This window comes from Corynebacterium sp. HMSC073D01, assembly GCF_001815555.1.
In the GTDB taxonomy this organism is placed as follows: domain Bacteria; phylum Actinomycetota; class Actinomycetes; order Mycobacteriales; family Mycobacteriaceae; genus Corynebacterium; species Corynebacterium glucuronolyticum.
Genome location: NZ_KV821070.1, coordinates 12543 through 27590 on the forward strand (window position 1 = coordinate 12543; position 15048 = coordinate 27590).

At 59.5% G+C, this 15048-nt stretch carries 18 protein-coding genes; 14 read left to right on the plus strand and 4 right to left on the minus strand.

All coding sequences use genetic code 11. The features are described 5' to 3' along the window. Positions 1–10: 10 nt before the first annotated feature. Entirely contained in the window at positions 11–1063 is a 1053-nt protein-coding gene (locus HMPREF3044_RS09815; RefSeq protein WP_011116971.1) for a YncE family protein, read from the minus strand. A 70-nt stretch (positions 1064–1133) separates the two neighbouring features. Between HMPREF3044_RS09815 and HMPREF3044_RS09820 the strand changes: the two genes are divergently transcribed. From HMPREF3044_RS09820 to HMPREF3044_RS09835, 4 genes are read left to right on the plus strand one after another with little or no spacing between them, the layout of a single operon-like run. Further along, complete coding sequence (locus HMPREF3044_RS09820; protein ID WP_005396288.1) at positions 1134–1979, plus strand: undecaprenyl-diphosphate phosphatase; 846 nt, start codon at positions 1134–1136, stop codon at positions 1977–1979. Between the two features lie 16 nt (positions 1980–1995). After that, entirely contained in the window at positions 1996–3210 is a 1215-nt protein-coding gene (gene mshC / locus HMPREF3044_RS09825) for a cysteine--1-D-myo-inosityl 2-amino-2-deoxy-alpha-D-glucopyranoside ligase (RefSeq protein ID WP_005390932.1), read from the plus strand. Positions 3211–3234: 24 nt separating this feature from the next. After that, positions 3235–3633 (plus strand): hypothetical protein, encoded by a 399-nt coding sequence (locus HMPREF3044_RS09830; protein WP_034989679.1) that lies wholly within the window; start codon positions 3235–3237, stop codon positions 3631–3633. Continuing rightward, on the plus strand, positions 3626–3991 hold the full coding sequence (locus HMPREF3044_RS09835) for an HAD family hydrolase (RefSeq protein WP_246821009.1): 366 nt from the start codon (positions 3626–3628) through the stop codon (positions 3989–3991). The genes HMPREF3044_RS09830 and HMPREF3044_RS09835 overlap by 8 nt, the downstream gene beginning before the upstream one ends. A 78-nt stretch (positions 3992–4069) precedes the next feature. On the opposite strand, the gene HMPREF3044_RS13165 is transcribed toward HMPREF3044_RS09835, so the two are convergent. From HMPREF3044_RS13165 to HMPREF3044_RS09845, 3 genes are all read right to left on the minus strand, one after another. Beyond that, positions 4070–4207 (minus strand): hypothetical protein, encoded by a 138-nt coding sequence (locus tag HMPREF3044_RS13165; protein ID WP_168167249.1) that lies wholly within the window; start codon positions 4205–4207, stop codon positions 4070–4072. A 505-nt stretch (positions 4208–4712) separates the two neighbouring features. After that, a complete protein-coding gene (locus tag HMPREF3044_RS09840) occupies positions 4713–6137 on the minus strand; it encodes an FtsX-like permease family protein (protein ID WP_070741274.1) in 1425 nt (474 codons plus the stop codon). Beyond that, on the minus strand, positions 6137–6835 hold the full coding sequence (locus HMPREF3044_RS09845; RefSeq protein WP_070741277.1) for an ABC transporter ATP-binding protein: 699 nt from the start codon (positions 6833–6835) through the stop codon (positions 6137–6139). The genes HMPREF3044_RS09840 and HMPREF3044_RS09845 overlap by 1 nt, the downstream gene beginning before the upstream one ends. 32 nt (positions 6836–6867) lie before the next feature. Here HMPREF3044_RS09845 and HMPREF3044_RS09850 point away from each other — a divergent pair, with 32 nt between their 5' ends. The 10 genes from HMPREF3044_RS09850 to HMPREF3044_RS09895 all read left to right on the plus strand — a co-directional run bounded on the left by HMPREF3044_RS09850 (position 6868) and on the right by HMPREF3044_RS09895 (position 15042). After that, positions 6868–7641: a sensor histidine kinase gene (locus HMPREF3044_RS09850; RefSeq protein WP_005390920.1), complete on the plus strand. Its 774-nt coding sequence runs from the start codon at positions 6868–6870 to the stop codon at positions 7639–7641. Next, positions 7638–8315, plus strand: coding sequence for a response regulator transcription factor (locus tag HMPREF3044_RS09855; RefSeq protein WP_005390919.1), 678 nt, complete (start codon positions 7638–7640; stop codon positions 8313–8315). The genes HMPREF3044_RS09850 and HMPREF3044_RS09855 overlap by 4 nt, the downstream gene beginning before the upstream one ends. Positions 8316–8402: 87 nt before the next feature. Beyond that, entirely contained in the window at positions 8403–8594 is a 192-nt protein-coding gene (locus tag HMPREF3044_RS09860; protein ID WP_070741280.1) for a hypothetical protein, read from the plus strand. A 206-nt stretch (positions 8595–8800) separates the two neighbouring features. Beyond that, a complete protein-coding gene (locus tag HMPREF3044_RS09865; RefSeq protein ID WP_070741283.1) occupies positions 8801–10039 on the plus strand; it encodes an aspartate aminotransferase type Ic in 1239 nt (412 codons plus the stop codon). Between the two features lie 286 nt (positions 10040–10325). Then, positions 10326–11054 carry an amino acid ABC transporter ATP-binding protein gene (locus HMPREF3044_RS09870; RefSeq protein ID WP_210400549.1) on the plus strand — a complete coding sequence of 243 codons (729 nt, stop codon included), beginning with the start codon at positions 10326–10328 and terminating at the stop codon, positions 11052–11054. Beyond that, positions 11054–11920: a glutamate ABC transporter substrate-binding protein gene (locus tag HMPREF3044_RS09875; protein WP_005396284.1), complete on the plus strand. Its 867-nt coding sequence runs from the start codon at positions 11054–11056 to the stop codon at positions 11918–11920. Before HMPREF3044_RS09870 ends, HMPREF3044_RS09875 begins: the two co-directional genes overlap by 1 nt. Positions 11921–11927: 7 nt before the next feature. Then, positions 11928–12608: an amino acid ABC transporter permease gene (locus HMPREF3044_RS09880; protein ID WP_005396283.1), complete on the plus strand. Its 681-nt coding sequence runs from the start codon at positions 11928–11930 to the stop codon at positions 12606–12608. Positions 12609–12611: 3 nt separating this feature from the next. After that, on the plus strand, positions 12612–13550 hold the full coding sequence (locus tag HMPREF3044_RS09885; protein ID WP_070741289.1) for an amino acid ABC transporter permease: 939 nt from the start codon (positions 12612–12614) through the stop codon (positions 13548–13550). 201 nt (positions 13551–13751) lie between these two features. Further along, positions 13752–14294, plus strand: coding sequence for a hypothetical protein (locus tag HMPREF3044_RS09890; RefSeq protein ID WP_246821011.1), 543 nt, complete (start codon positions 13752–13754; stop codon positions 14292–14294). A 301-nt stretch (positions 14295–14595) separates the two neighbouring features. Then, entirely contained in the window at positions 14596–15042 is a 447-nt protein-coding gene (locus tag HMPREF3044_RS09895; protein WP_070741293.1) for a hypothetical protein, read from the plus strand. Positions 15043–15048 lie beyond the last annotated feature (6 nt).

Genomic DNA, 15048 nt, shown 5'->3' on the forward strand with positions numbered 1-15048 from the left:
GGTTTTTCTCCTAGTTGCTCTCGGTTTGGTCGGCGGGGGAGACGATCTGGATGCCGTCGCCGGATGCGGAGGCGGCGACCACGGTGCCGTCGTCAAGCGTAATGATGCTCTGGGCATCTGCGACGGTGGCGAAGTGCTTGCGCTTCACCGGAATGCCCTGGGAGATGTCGTAGCCGGTGGCGGTGTTGCTGGCCAGCGAGCTGACCCAGGCGAGGCGCTGCGCGGGGTCCCACGCGGCATCCCAGGGTCCTTCCGGCACCGGCGCGGACTGCTGGAGGCGGATGATGCCGTCGGTGGTGTAGACGTGGAGCTGGTTGCCGGTGGAATCCGCAGCCAGCACCAGGCCGTGCTCGCCGCCGCGCACCTTGCCCACTCCCAGGCCGACGCGCAGGGTGCCGCCTTGGCGCGAGCCGTTCCAGTCGATGTCCTGGATGGTGGTGTCGAAGCGGTTGGTTCGCACCACGGAGTCGCGCTGGCCGTCCACCTGCACCGCTTGGAGCTGATCGGTCTCGCGTGCGACGTCGATGGTGTCTTTCAGCTCTCCGCCGTCGAAGACCCACACCTTGCGCTCAGTGTCGCTGCCTGCGAGCACCTCGCCTGTCGACGCCACCGTGGCCACCGTGACCGGCTTATCCGTGGCGATAGTCTCCTCCCGGTCGCCGAAGAGCTTGATCTCGCCCGCGCAGGCAAGCGCGAAGGTGCCGGCGTTGGCGGATGCCTCGCCGCAGGATTGGTCCAGCTCGTGGCGGGCGGCCTTGCCTTGCTGGATCTCCTCGAGCGTGCCGATCGTCAGCGCGTTTTCCGTGCGGACGCCGATGCGGCCGTTCGTGACGTCCACATCGCTCACTGGCTCGAAGTCCACCACCGCGCCCGCCGGGTCCGACGACTGCGGGGACTGCACAGGCTTAGCGCTGCCCATGTTCGCAGCGGCCTCACCGCCAGCTTCCTCGATCTTGGCGGAAGGAGACGCGCCGCAGGCGCTCAGCGCCAGGGCAGCCGAGACGGCACCGGAAACTGCGGCAAAGCGGAGGCGGGAACTGGGGGCAAACAAACGAGCATTCACAAGGTCAAAGCCTAGCAACGCGCCCGTCGCGCACCGCGATGGCTAAGTAGGCGGGGTAGTGTCTTTCGCCATGACTGATCCCGCCACCACAATGTCCTGGGTTCAGGTGATCGTCCTGTCCATTGTCCAGGGCCTCACCGAGTTTCTGCCCGTGTCTTCCTCGGGCCACCTGCGCATCGTCTCCCAACTATTTTGGGGCGAAGACGCCGGCGCCAGCTTCACCGCTGTGATCCAGCTGGGCACGGAGCTGGCCGTGCTGGTGTTCTTCGCCAAAGACATCTGGCGCATCCTCACCGCCTGGTTCGCCGGCCTCGCGGACAAGTCCAAGCGGAACTTCGACTACCGCATGGGCTGGATGGTCATCGCCGGCACCATCCCGGTCGGTCTTGCGGGCGTTTTACTCAAAGACCTCATCCGCGAGAACTTCCGCAACCTCTGGATCACCGCCACAGTGCTGATCCTGTTCTCACTGGTGTTCATCCTGGCCGAGCGCCGCGGCAAAAAGACCCGCGGCTTCGAGGAACTGACTATGAAGGACGCGGTTGTGATGGGCCTGTGGCAGTGCCTGGCGCTCATCCCGGGTGTGTCGCGCTCCGGCGGCACCATCTCCGGCGGCCTGTTCCTCAATCTGGACCGCGAAGTGGCCACCCGTTTCTCCTTCCTGCTGGCCATCCCGGCAGTGCTTGCCTCCGGGCTGTTTTCCCTGCCGGACGCCTTCGACCCCCAGGCAGGCCAGGCGGCAAGCGGGCTGCAGCTGCTCGTCGGCTCCGGCATCGGGTTTGTGGTCGGCTACATCTCCATTGCCTGGCTGCTGAAGTTCGTGTCCAACCACTCGTTCGCGTGGTTCGCCGCCTACCGCATTCCGCTGGGCCTTCTCGTGATGGCGCTGCTCGGCACTGGCGTGATGGCCGCCTAGTTGTAGGGTTGTCCGCATGCATGCATGGCCCGACCCGTCCGTACCCGCAGTCGCTGGCACCCCGGTGCCGCTGAAGCTCTTCGACACCGCCGATCAGCGCGTCAAGGAAGTAGACACCACCCCGGATGCGAACGGGGAGGTGGGGATGTACGTCTGCGGCATCACCCCGTACGACTCCACCCACCTCGGCCACGCCGCGACCTACCTCACCTTCGACCTGGCGCAGCGCCAGCTGCTCGCCAACGGCCACAAGGTCCACTACGTGCAGAACATCACCGACGTGGACGACCCGCTGTTCGAGCGCGCAGAGCGCGACGGCGTGGACTGGCGCGAACTCGGCACCAGCCAGATCAACTTGTTCCGCAGCGACATGGAGATCCTGTCCGTGATCCCGCCGTGCGACTACATCGGCGCGATGGAGTCAGTCGACGAGGTGATCGCAATGGTGCAGCAGCTTCTCGACGCCGGCGCGGCCTACGAGCTCGACCAGGGCGACATCTACGCTTCCATCGACGCCACCGAGCAGTTCGGCTACGAGTCCAACTTGGACCGCGCCACAATGGAGGAGTACTTCGCGGAACGTGGCGGCGACCCGGACCGCGAAGGCAAGCGCGACCCGCTGGACGCGCTGGTGTGGCGCGGCCACCGCGAGGGCGAGCCCGCCTGGGACTCGCCGTTCGGCCCGGGCCGGCCGGGCTGGCACGTCGAGTGCTCCGCGATTGCCACCAACCGCCTGGGCAGCCACTTCGCCATCCAGGGCGGCGGATCTGACCTGGCATTTCCGCACCACGAGTTCTCCGCCGCGCACGCGGAGGCCGCGCTGAAGGTCGAGCGCATGGCCGGGCACTACGTCCACGCCGGCATGATCGCCCTCGACGGGGTGAAGATGTCCAAGTCCCTGGGCAACCTCGTGTTCGTGCACAAGCTCTCGGAGGCGGGCCACGACCCGTCGGCAATCCGCCTGGCCGTTTTTTCCGGCCACTACCGCGAGGACCGGGACTTCTCCGACGCGATCCTGGCTGAGGCCGAGGAGCGCCTCGCGCGTTGGCGCGAGCAGCTCGCCGGCGAGGTGAGCGAGGCGGGGGCGACGGATGTCGTCGATAAGCTTCGCGCAATTCTTGCGGACGATTTGAACACCCCGGAGGCACTTTCGCTTCTCGACGGCGCGGCAGGCGACTGCAATCAGATCATCGCCACCGCCCTCGACGGGCTGCTCGGGGTGCGCATTTAACGCGTCTCACGCACAATGGGGCGCATGAGCGCACCTGCGGACAACTCGATTCGGGCCCAGTTTCAGCCCGAGGTAGACGAATTCATCGACGACCTGACCACTTTCGCCACCGGTTCCTACCTGCAGGATGAGGACAAGGAACTGTGGGAAGAGCCCTTCGACCCGGCGGTGCTGCCGGATTTGAAGAAGCTCCTGGAGATGTTCCTGGACGCCCTCGACCTGCTCGGCGACGACCCTGAGGGCGATGCGCTGGTGAAGGTCGTCGCGCCGTTCTACGAGAACCTCGAGGCGTTCAACGAGAAGCACGCCAACGCGGTGCTCGAGCCGGAGGAGAAGGCCGACATCGAGACCCTGGTGTTCCGCGCGGCGGCCGCCACCGGCGCCACGGACGAGGCTCTCAACGAGCTTCCGGAACTTGAGTAGGCCCAAGGCCGTCCTCTGGGACATGGACGGCACCCTCATCGACACCGAACCGCTGTGGGGCAAGGCCACCTTCGAGCTCGGCGAGCTGCTGGGCCGCCCGCTCACCCCGGAGGTGCGCGCTAAAACTATCGGCGGCAGCTTCCCCAACACCTTGAGCGTGGTGGCCGAGTGGGCGGGCTACGAGCTTAAAGACGGCGACCTGGAGCGCTACCGCACCTGGATGTTCGCAATTGTGAAGTCATCGGACACCGGGTGTGTTTTTAAACCCGCCCGGAACTCGCCTCTGCAGCCACAACGCGTACGCACCTACGAAGACCGTGATGTCGATCAATACCGGTACCACGTACTCGTTCGCTAGGTCGTTCTCTCGGTCCTCGTTGGCAACGGCGTGGACGATGCCGTGGACTGCGATGTGCGCCCACACCCTGCCCCTTTTCTAGAAGATCGTGACAAAGAGGAAACCGCTGGCGGTGGGGTAGAGCACCTGGCACGGATTCTCCGTACGTCTCATGTCGCCGCCGTGGATCAGGTTCACCATGCGCCCCAGGCTGAACGTGAGCGAGGAAACGAGCATCTCAATTGTAGGTGCGCATCGCCTGGAAGAGGAGACCGTGGAAGATCAGTTCCTCAAGAAAACCTCCACGCACAGCATTGCACCTATAGAGCAGGCTATTTCACTGCCTGGGCGGTTGAGCTGAGCCCCGAACTACAGTGGACCGTGAACAGGATAATGAAGGGGACGTAGTGGAGGAACTGCGTGGCAAACACGCGGGGAGGGCGCAAGCCGTAGTGCTTGCGCCCATTATTTCTCGCACGAAGATAAGGAGCATGCAGGAGAGGGTGGCCAGGACTGGCAGCGTGATGCCTTTCTCGACACTGAGGGACCGCGAGAGCTCGTCGCCAAGAGAAACTGCGACACCGTAGATTGCAATCCACATCAGTGCGAAGGCAATCTCGTTTTTCGCTGTAGTTTCTCTGCGTTTCACAATCGTTGCACAGTGAGGCGAATCCACGTTGAACCTTTTTGACGAATGGCCTTGAGGTCAGAGCTTTCCTGCAATCTGGCGCAGTGGAGTCGCCTAGCGCATACGCACCTGCGGCGAGCTGTTGTAGATTTTCTTAAAAGTAGGAAGGCTGAGCAGTTGTGCGAGGAAAAGCAGGATGGTTCCGATAGCGATAGCGCCAAGGACTACCAAAGGACCCCCGACAGATTCTGGGTCTTCGATCACATAATCGGTACCAGCGCTGAAGGCACTGCCAGCCACCGTTCCCAAAGCCCATGCGCTTAACGTCGCAAGGACAAAGGGCACGATGTTTTCGATCCAATTCACTGAGATGATCGGTTGGGGACTAACTCCCATACGGTGAAGAGCTCGGATGTTTTGCTCACGGCTAAACTCTGCTGCGATTTGTGAGATCATGACAGACACCGAGTTGATGATGCAGGTGATGACGATAACCAGAAGCAGTCCCAGATTCAGGTCAGGCTTGAGGGCTTCCGTGACCGATTGAGCCGCCTGGGAGAGATCATCACCGGGAGCAAAGCGCATAAAACCAACGAATGCTGCCAGGAAAATCAAGAATGAAATTCCGGAGATCCGGCGCCACACCGTCCGGGGATTGTGCAGGACATTCCGGAAAGCCCACGACACCGTGACGCTTGGTATGCGTACCAATGGGCGAGCCAAAAGCTGCAGGATAAAGGGGCCCGCGATGTCGTTTGTCAACATCAGCAGTGCCACGACCGCGCAGCTGAAGAACAGCTGATTAAGAGTACTCTGCTCGTCTATAAAGCGAGGGAGAACATAGGCAACCGCCAGAACAGCAATCAAAATGAGCAAACGCCAGGCTCGCAGGCGTTTCGCTGCACTACGGCGTACTACTCCCAGTGGCGAAATACTCACCTGGATCAATCCCACGAATGTTGCCACGAGCGTGAACGCGACCAAGATGGCATCGATAAGTGGATAAAAATACCAGGGCATATATACTTCGTCGATGCTTACAGGCATCGATTGAAAGCTCAGACCAGTAAACAAAGGGGCACAAAGTAGCGCAAGAACTTGCCCCAACACGATCCCCGTTACGGCTTGCACGAGCACTTCGCAGGCACCCATGACGTTGACCTGGCGGCGATTCAAGCCGATAAGGCGCAGTACCGCAAGCCGATAGTGTTGCGATTGCGCTGTCACCAGGGCAGCTTGTGAGGCCAAATTGCAGGCGGGAATCACAATGAGAATACAAGCAAAAAATGCGAGACTGAGGTAGGTCTGGGGAATGATCGCGAATGTAGGATCGAGCTCCAAAGCGTCGGCTAGATTGCCATACGGGTGGTGATAGCGTTGGTAGAACATGTACGTTCCGCTGGCGGTGATCGTCGCAATGGAACTTACTATTGCAAAGGCAAGAACGCTTAAGAAGATGAGCAGACTGTCACGGTTCTTAGTGTGGGAACGTTGGATGGCCAACTCGGTGGTCAGACGCGCCAAAGAAGGGGTAGCCATCAGTTTTCCTCCTCGTGGCGGCGAAGCGTCTGATCAGAGTGAATGAATCCATCTCGGATTTCAACAAGTCGGTCACACCAGCGCGCCACCTTGGTGTCATGAGTGACCAAAACCAAAGCGCCACCGTAGTGCGACAGTGTCAAGGTAATCAGTTGCATTGCCTGGTGCCCGGAGGCCTGATCCAGTGCACCGGTAGGTTCGTCGGCGAAGACCACGCTCGGCTGGTGGACCAAGCCACGAGCTATCGCGACTCGCTGTGCCTGCCCACCGGAGAGCTCCGCAGGCAATTTGTGGGAGTGCTCACCCAGCCCTACATGGTGGAGGAGGGCATCCGCGCGATCGAGTGCGTCAGAAGTTTTCACTCCAGTCAGGCGCAAGGGCAGAGCCACATTTTCGCGAGCCGGAAGCTCGGGGATAAGCATGCTGTCTTGGAAGATGAACCCGAAGTCTCGCAGCCTGAGTGTAGAACGTTGGGCGTCGGAAGCTGAGGAGATGACCTTGCCTTGAAATGTTACCGTGCCCGAGGTCGGCGTCAAGATTCCGGCCAAACAATTGAGGAAGGTAGATTTGCCAGAACCCGAAGGCCCCATGATGGCTACTTTTTCTCCGGGGGCAACATGCAGGTCGATGCCACGCAGAACTGTGGCGCTATTGAATGCTTTTGTTATCTGTTCTGCTGCAAGTACGGGTGTTGTCATAGATGTTTATTTAAGTTGGTTCGCCAGCGAAGATGAATGGTGTTGGTTATAGAGTCACGGTAGACCCAGCTCTACCCCCACGCACGGTGGCATCAGTTAAAGTTAACGGCATGCGTTGGTTCCGGAAAAACAGCCACACCCGCAACAAGATGGAACATCAGCAGCTCCTCGAACAGCTAGTAACCTCGCAACGTGCTCTTGTCCATGCATACGAAATAGAGCGGCGTCGCATTGAGCGTGACTTGCACGACGGAGCACAGCAGTATTTGGTCAGCGCAGCATTAAAAATCGGGGAGGCTCAACTCACCGCTACTGGGCAGCAGGCAGAGCTGCTCGCAGAAGCTCGCGCTGCGCTGCAGCAGAGCTTAGACTCCCTGCGTGCTACGGTCCGCGGAATTCACCCGCAAATTTTGCATGAACGTGGACTTGTCGCAGCGCTCGAGGATGCTTGCGATAGTAAATACGTTCGCATTCGTTGTCCCATCCCGATTCCTCAAGTGCCGGAGGGCGTGCTAGCTGCCGCGTATTTCTTCACCCTCGAGGCAGTAACAAATGCACGCAAATACGCTTCAGACAGTTTGGTAGAAGTCTTAATTACCGTTGGAGAGGGCTTGAACATTTCAGTCGTTGACCACGGCCAGGGCGGTGCACGAGTGGTGCCCGAAGGAGGATTAGCAGGAATGCGTGAACGCATCCATGCAGTCGGGGGAACGTTGGAAGTCTATTCACCGCAAGGCGGCCCGACCCGCGTAGCGGCGACAATTCCGCTTCTTTTACACCGTGATGAGCCAGGAGTGGTGCTATGAAAATAATGCTGGCGGAAGATTCCGGTTTACTCCGTGATTCGCTTTCTGGAATGCTCAGGCGCCAGGGGATTGAAGTAATTTCCCAATGCGATAGCGCCACTCAGCTTCTGTCCGCAGTTGCAGGGCACCCGGATGTAGATGTTGTAGTAACAGATATCCGTATGCCCCCGCAGATGCGGGACGATGGCCTCCAAGCCGCAGCCACAATTCGCAAGGAATACCCGCACATTGGGCTGCTGGTGTGCTCCCAATACGCCACGCCGGCGTATGCGCGCGCCGTCCTCGAGCTGACGTATGGCCAGGCCAATGCTGGCGGTGTGGGCTACATCCTCAAAGACTCTATCGCGGATGTAGCAGAATTCCTGGACACGCTGCGTGCGGTAGGCCAGGGCAGGGTGGTCCTGGGCAGCGAGATTGCCGAAAACCTCGCCCGCCATGACCACCAAGGCGCCGCCATCGAAAGCCTGACGGTGCGCGAACGCGAGGTCCTTGAAGCGATGGCGCAAGGTTTGTCCAACTCCGATATCGCTGCTCACCTCTACCTTTCTGAAGCAGGCGTATCGAAGCATATTGCCTCCGTATTCCAAAAACTCGGCTTCGATGCTGCTGAGCCTAACCGCCGGGTGAAGGCGATTTTGCAGTATCTGGCGTATACATATCAGCGCCCGTTGTAGGAGCGTTTTGTTGGATCCTCGGCCGAGTCCCTGCAGACAACGGTGCTGACTGATACCTGCGCCACGTATCGGCCGGTGGGGTGGGGCATGAACGATGCCTTTTATCCTCAGCCTTTGTCGGAAACCGTGGAAGAGTTCGTTGACGCTGGCTTCGAGCTTGTCCGCGACCTCTCGGTCGCCACGTTCCAGATCTACAACGGTGGCCCGAACGGGGTGCCGGAGCTGCCGCCTTTGCTGGTGCCATCAGTACTTATTTGGCAGCATCAAATTTTCAGCTGAGCGTAGCGAAAAGTAGCTATGTGTCTACTAGAGTTTTTCTTCGAGGTGAGCGCACTTAGTAGGTGGTTCGAACGAACCGGTGGTTTCGTGGGGACGTCTCCCCGTGGGCGTCGACAAGCATCCTCGATCATGCGGTGCCGGGCAGGGGAGCGAGGGGGTAAGGTTGTCGGTGGACATAACCGGATTCATTTTGCTGGGAGGACAGCATGACCCACACTCTAGATTTAGCTGCACTCAAAAAACAGTACGACGAGCTCAAGGCCAAGAACCTGGACTTGAACCTCACCCGCGGCAAGCCGTCGACGGAGCAGCTCGACTTCTCCAACGCACTGCTGAGCCTGCCCAACTCCGTGAAGGATAAGACGGGCACGGACGTTCGCAACTACGGCAACCTCCGCGGCATCCTCGATATCCGCGAGATCTGGGCGGAGCTCCTCGGTGTCGATGTAGACAACATCATTGCACAGGATTCCTCCTCGCTGAACATTCAGTTCGACATCATTAGCTGGACCTACATCTTCGGCAACCAAGATTCCCCCAAGCCCTGGTCGCAGGAAGAAGACCTGAAGTGGCTGTGCCCGGTGCCCGGCTATGACCGCCACTTCACCATCACGCAGAAGTTCGGATTCGAGATGATTCCGGTGCCGATGAACGAGGACGGCCCAGACATGGATACCGTCCGCGAACTGGTCAAGGATCCGGCCGTGAAGGGCATGTGGTGCGTACCGATGTTCTCTAACCCGGGTGGACAGACCTACTCGGAGAAGGTCTGCCGCGAGCTCGCCGAAATGGAGACTGCCGCCCCCGATTTCCGCATCTTCTGGGACAACGCTTACGCCATCCACATCCTGCGCGGGGACTTCCCGGAGGTGTACCCGGTTCTGGACTACGCCGCCGAGGCGGGTCACCCGAACCGCTTTAATATCTTTGCCTCCACCTCGAAGATCACCCTGGCCGGTTCCGGTGTTTCCTTCTACGCCTCCTCCAAGGAGAACCTTGATTTCTGGGCATCCGTTGCTGGCGTACGCGGCATCGGCCCGAACAAGGTCAACCAGCTTGCCCACGCGGAGTTCTTCACTGATGCCGAGGGCGTGAAGAACCACATGCGCAAGCACACCGAGTCGCTGGCCCCCAAGTTTGAGAAGGTTGTCTCCATCCTGGACAACCGCCTCGGCGAGTACGGTGTCGCTAGCTGGACGAATCCGGACGGTGGCTACTTCATCTCCCTCGATGTTGTCGACGGCACCGCCTCCCGCGTCGTTGAGCTCGCCAAGGAGGCTGGCATCGCCCTCACCGGCGCCGGCAGTTCCTTCCCGCTGCACAAGGATCCAAACGATCGGAACATCCGCCTGTCCCCGTCTCTTCCGCCTATCGACGAGCTGGAGGAGGCCATGGAGGGTGTGGCCACCTGCGTTCTCCTCGCCGCCGCTGAGAAGCAGGCCTAACGCGCTTCAGCGTTAACGCCCTTTCAGCGTTAGCGTGCCCCCGCTTAACACGCGGGGGCGTTTTTATGTTGGGAACTTTCGGCTTCGAACTACCAAACAAGTAAACGGGGGTAGGTCAGGGGGAGACTAAGGGTTGGCTAAAAACGTGGTAAGGTGGGTAAATAAAAAACATCTGACATTTCGGGTGTAAGTACTCGGGCGTTAAGATTGCTCAACATGTTGTTTTATGGTGGGCGAAGTCACTAGTTTTTGTGGCATGAATTACACCGATGACTCGCAGACCCCCATGATCAGCATGGACGGCGTGAATAAGTACTTCGGCGATTACCACGCCCTCAAGGACATCCACCTTGAGGTACCAAAAGGGCAGGTCGTCGTTGTGTTGGGCCCAAGTGGCTCCGGAAAATCCACGCTGTGCCGCACCATTAACCGCCTAGAAACGATCGACTCCGGCACGATCGCCATCGCAGGCACCCCACTGCCAGAGGAAGGCAAGGAACTCACCGCCCTGCGCGCCGAGGTCGGTATGTGCTTCCAGAGCTTCAACCTCTTCCCGCACCTCACCATCCGCAAGAACGTGACACTCGCACCGGTGAAGGTGAAAGGGGTCGATGCCGGCGAGGCGAACGCCCTGGCAGACAAGCTCCTCGCTCGCGTCGGCATCGCCGAACAGGCCGACAAGTACCCGGCACAGCTCTCCGGCGGCCAGCAGCAGCGCGTCGCCATCGCCCGTGCGCTCGCCATGAAGCCCAAGGTTATGCTTTTCGACGAGCCGACGTCGGCTCTTGACCCGGAAATGGTGGGGGAGGTCTTGCAGGTGATGAGTTCCCTCGCCGCCGACGGCATGACCATGCTTGTGGTCACCCATGAGATGGGCTTCGCCCGCGAGGTCGCCGACCGCATCCTGTTCATGGCCGACGGCACGATCGTCGAAGACACCGACCCCGAGTCGTTCTTCACCAACCCGCAGTCGAGCCGCGCCAAGGACTTCCTGTCCAAGATCCTGGGGCGCTAATGATGAGAAGAATTTTCGCCATCATTTCCGCCCTGGCGGTCGCCGTCACAGCCACGGCCTGCGGATCCACAGAGCCCCGCAGCCTCGTGCGCTCCGTCGACAGTGGCCACGTGATCCTGGGAACCAAATACGATCAGCCGGGTCTCGGCATGCGCAACCCCGACAAGACCATGACCGGTCTTGACGTGGAAGTCGCCACCTACGTGGTCAACCACATCGCCGACCAGCGCGGTGTCGCTCACCCCGAGATCACCTGGCGCGAAACGCCATCCGCCACCCGCGAAACCGTCATCAAAAACGGCGAAGTAGACATGATCGCCGGCACGTATTCCATCAACGCCTCCCGCGCGAAATCCGTCAACTTCGGTGGCCCCTACTTGCTCACTCACCAGGCGCTTCTCGTCCGCAGCGATGACCACACCTTGCAGTCACTGCAGGACCTGGACAAGGGCAGGAAGCTGTGCTCCGTCACCGGCTCCACCCCCGCGCAGAAAGTGAAGAAATCCCTGCCCGGTGTGCAGCTGCAAGAGTATGACTCCTACTCCTCATGTGTGGAGGCGCTCCACCAGAAGAAGGTGGATGCCATGACCACCGACGCCACCATTCTCTATGGCTTTGCTCTCCAATACCCGGGCGAGTTCGAGGTTATCGAGATGACGAAGGAAGACGGCAAGCCGTTTACCAACGAGCACTACGGACTCGGCCTGGCCAAGGACGATGCCGAATCCACTGAGGCGATCAACGATGCCGTCCGCGCCATGCAGGACGACGGTTCGTTCCAGGCCATGGTGGATAAGAATCTCGGCGAAAACGCCTCCGTGGTGGAGGCCGATGAAGCCGGCAACCTGGACTTTGTAAAGGAGTAGACAGCCAATGACTGAACTGTGGGCAGACCTGTGGCCGGGACTCCTCGGAGCCTTCTGGGTCACCATCAAACTGACATTCTTCTCCGCCATCGGCGCGTTCATCCTCGGGGTCATCCTGACAGCGATGCGCGTCTCCCCGGTGGCGATCCTTCGCGGTATTGCGCGTTTCTACATCGAGACGGTGCGAAACACCCCGCTGACGCTCATCATCCTGTTCTGCTCGATCGGCCTGTACCAGAACCTGGGGCTGACGCTTGCGCCGGAAAACGACAACTTCATCAAGAACAACAACTTCTGGCTCGCCGTCCTCGCGTTCGTCCTGTACACCTCGACGTTCGTCGCAGAGTCCCTGCGCTCCGGCATCAACACCGTCCACTTCGGGCAGGCCGAGGCCGCGCGTTCGCTGGGCTTGAGCTTCACACAGACGTTCCGCTTCGTCGTGTTCCCGCAGGCCTTCAAGTCGGCTGTGGTGCCACTGGGGAACACACTTATCGCACTGACAAAGAACACGACGATCGCCTCCGTCATCGGCGTTGCCGAGGCATCGCTGCTGATGAAGTCCACCATCGAAAACCACGCTAACCACACGATCCTGGTGTTCATGATTTTCGCCCTCGGCTTCATCATCATCACGCTGCCGATGGGCCTGCTGTTCACCCGCTACACCCGCAGGAAGGCGGTGGCATAAAAAATGACAGTACGTGCAACAGTCCTTTACGATGCCCCGGGCCCCAAAGCCCGCCAATTCAACCGCATCGTCACCATCGCCACCTTCGTCATCGCTATCGCGGTGATCGCCTGGGTGCTCAAGGTTCTTGGCGATAACGGCCAGCTCGCCGCCGAGAAGTGGACCCCGTTCTTGAAGTCCACCACGTGGACCACCTACATCCTCCCCGGCTTGTGGGGAACGCTGAAGGCGGCACTTGTCTCCATCATCCTCGCCATCATCATCGGTGCGCTGCTCGGTGTGGGGCGCCTGTCCAAGAACAAGGCCATCCGCTGGTTCTGTGGCATCATCGTGGAGTTCTTCCGCGCCATCCCGGTGCTGATCCTCATGATCTTCGCCTACTCCGTGTTTGCCACGTACGCCATCGTCCCGTCCGCCCAGTTGGGGTTTGCGGGCGTGGTCTTCGGCCTGACGATGTACAACGGCTCCGTCATCGCAGAAACCCTGCGCGCAGGCATCCTCTCGCTGCCCACCGGCCAGCGTGAAGCTGCCGAAGCACTGGGCCTGTCCCACCGCCAGACCATCTGGAACATCCTTCTCCCGCAGGCTGTGGCCACGATGCTCCCGGCGCTGATCTCCCAGCTGGTCATCGCCCTGAAAGACACGGCACTTGGCTACATGATCCTCTACGTCGAGGTCGTCCGCTCCGGCCTGATGAGCGCGTCCTACTACCGCAACTACCTGCCTGCCCTCGTTGTCGTTGCGATCATCATGATCGCCATCAACTTCGGCCTCAGCCGCCTTGCCGAGCGTATCGAGCGTCAGCTCCGCGCCGGCCGTGCCCGCAAGAACATCCTTGCCCACGTCCCCGAGGTCGAGGACCAGGGCATCGAAACCAAGGACACCGATCGTCTCGACTGGCGAGATCCCTACCACCAGGATCTGCGACTCAAGTCCGAGTAGGGAGAAAATTTTCCAAATGCAATGCTCCCCGTTAGTTAGACTGAGAAATCAGCTTCTGGCTAATGGGGATTTTCCATTCTTGGACTTTAGCTTCGCTTAAAGCCCTGGTCTTTCGCAGAACTGGCTGCTTATGCAGAGAAAATCCCCTGAGTTGGAGACCAAGGATATGCTGAAACGGTGGAATCAACTCCAATTGTCTACGTGGACGAATCATTGATGCTTCGAGGTGAAAATTGCCAGGAGTATATGATCTGCGCAACTGTTTTGGAGCTTGACCAGTGTGAGAGAATACGCGACGCTCTGGTTCCTTTACTGTTACCCGGGCAAACAAAGTTGCACTGGACTGATGAGCAAAGTAAAAGACGTCGTGAAATAGCTAAGTCAATTTCTGCTCTTGGTTGTCACCATGTAATTGTTTCTACGCTCAGCCAAGAAAGTCGCAAAACGGAACGGTATCGGCGCAAATGCTTGGAGCGACTCTACTACGAGGTCTCGGAAATGAAGATTTCTCGCGTTACCCTCGAGAGTAGGCAGAAAACCCAGAACCAAAAAGATATTGAGCATATTGTTGCGTTGCAGGGCTCTGGGCTTTACAGGGATATTCGGCTTAAACATATCAATGGCAGCGATGAGCCACTTCTTTGGATTCCGGATGTGGTCCTTGGAATGTACAACGCAACTTTTCGAGGTGAACAGCAATACTGGAGGGAATTTGAGAGGAAGGTCGTCTGCCATGCGATCTAGACGCACGAAAGCCCTAGGTCCAGTCGTCCGGCTGGAGTTCTAGGGCTCTCTTCCTTTCCTGTCGTAACAGGCGGTTCAAAGTCACTGTACCATGGTTTCCAGAAAACCGGTAGGGCTTGAGAAAGCTCGATGAGGCTACGTCTGGCTCGTTAATTCTGCTTAGGTGTATGGGGCATTCGGCGCTGATGTATTTAGTTCTTTGGTAGCGTTCTGTTCTTGGTTCGCACTTAGCCCCCACAATTCCTCCAACTGGCTACACTGTTTCGTACCGGCACATGTTTTCCACCCAGGGGGTTTGCCAATGGATATCCAAGCCACGCAGTACTGGCTAAACACGCTTTTCACCTCGCCGTTTAACTTCCACTCGCTCTCTCACGGTTCCGACGAAGGAGGAACCGACGAAGGAGGGACCTCCGACGAAGGAGGAACCGACGAAGACGCCACCATCGGCACGAACGCGGACGGGGTCGTAGTCACGGCTGGCCTGGCGGAAAAGGACCTGGGGCTTGTCACCGGCGCGCAGGTGTGGGGGATGACGCAGAAGGAGGTCCGCGTGGAGCTCTTCAGCCTCGAGCTCTCCGCAGACGAGCTCGCCGAGCTGTTCACCCTCGACCTCACGGGCCTCCAGCCGGGCGCCCGCCTGCACGGCTACGTCTTCACCGCGCCGACCCTGTGGGAAGCGGGCCTTCCCCAGCTGACCGAGGACGACCGAATCACAACTCTCTTGAGTGTGGGTAGGGGAAGGTAGACTCTC

Bases quoted from the DNA above. Each gene is read 5' to 3' on its own strand.
- HMPREF3044_RS09820 (WP_005396288.1), top strand. From the start codon at position 1,134: ATGACTGATCCCGCCACCACAATGTCCTGGGTTCAGGTGATCGTCCTG.
- mshC (WP_005390932.1), top strand. From the start codon at position 1,996: ATGCATGCATGGCCCGACCCGTCCGTACCCGCAGTCGCTGGCACCCCG.
- HMPREF3044_RS09830 (WP_034989679.1), top strand. From the start codon at position 3,235: ATGAGCGCACCTGCGGACAACTCGATTCGGGCCCAGTTTCAGCCCGAG.
- HMPREF3044_RS13165 (WP_168167249.1), bottom strand. From the start codon at position 4,207: ATGCTCGTTTCCTCGCTCACGTTCAGCCTGGGGCGCATGGTGAACCTG.
- HMPREF3044_RS09840 (WP_070741274.1), bottom strand. From the start codon at position 6,137: ATGGCTACCCCTTCTTTGGCGCGTCTGACCACCGAGTTGGCCATCCAA.
- HMPREF3044_RS09845 (WP_070741277.1), bottom strand. From the start codon at position 6,835: ATGACAACACCCGTACTTGCAGCAGAACAGATAACAAAAGCATTCAAT.
- HMPREF3044_RS09850 (WP_005390920.1), top strand. From the start codon at position 6,868: ATGAATGGTGTTGGTTATAGAGTCACGGTAGACCCAGCTCTACCCCCA.
- HMPREF3044_RS09855 (WP_005390919.1), top strand. From the start codon at position 7,638: ATGAAAATAATGCTGGCGGAAGATTCCGGTTTACTCCGTGATTCGCTT.
- HMPREF3044_RS09860 (WP_070741280.1), top strand. From the start codon at position 8,403: ATGAACGATGCCTTTTATCCTCAGCCTTTGTCGGAAACCGTGGAAGAG.
- HMPREF3044_RS09865 (WP_070741283.1), top strand. From the start codon at position 8,801: ATGACCCACACTCTAGATTTAGCTGCACTCAAAAAACAGTACGACGAG.
- HMPREF3044_RS09870 (WP_210400549.1), top strand. From the start codon at position 10,326: ATGATCAGCATGGACGGCGTGAATAAGTACTTCGGCGATTACCACGCC.
- HMPREF3044_RS09875 (WP_005396284.1), top strand. From the start codon at position 11,054: ATGATGAGAAGAATTTTCGCCATCATTTCCGCCCTGGCGGTCGCCGTC.
- HMPREF3044_RS09880 (WP_005396283.1), top strand. From the start codon at position 11,928: ATGACTGAACTGTGGGCAGACCTGTGGCCGGGACTCCTCGGAGCCTTC.
- HMPREF3044_RS09885 (WP_070741289.1), top strand. From the start codon at position 12,612: ATGACAGTACGTGCAACAGTCCTTTACGATGCCCCGGGCCCCAAAGCC.
- HMPREF3044_RS09895 (WP_070741293.1), top strand. From the start codon at position 14,596: ATGGATATCCAAGCCACGCAGTACTGGCTAAACACGCTTTTCACCTCG.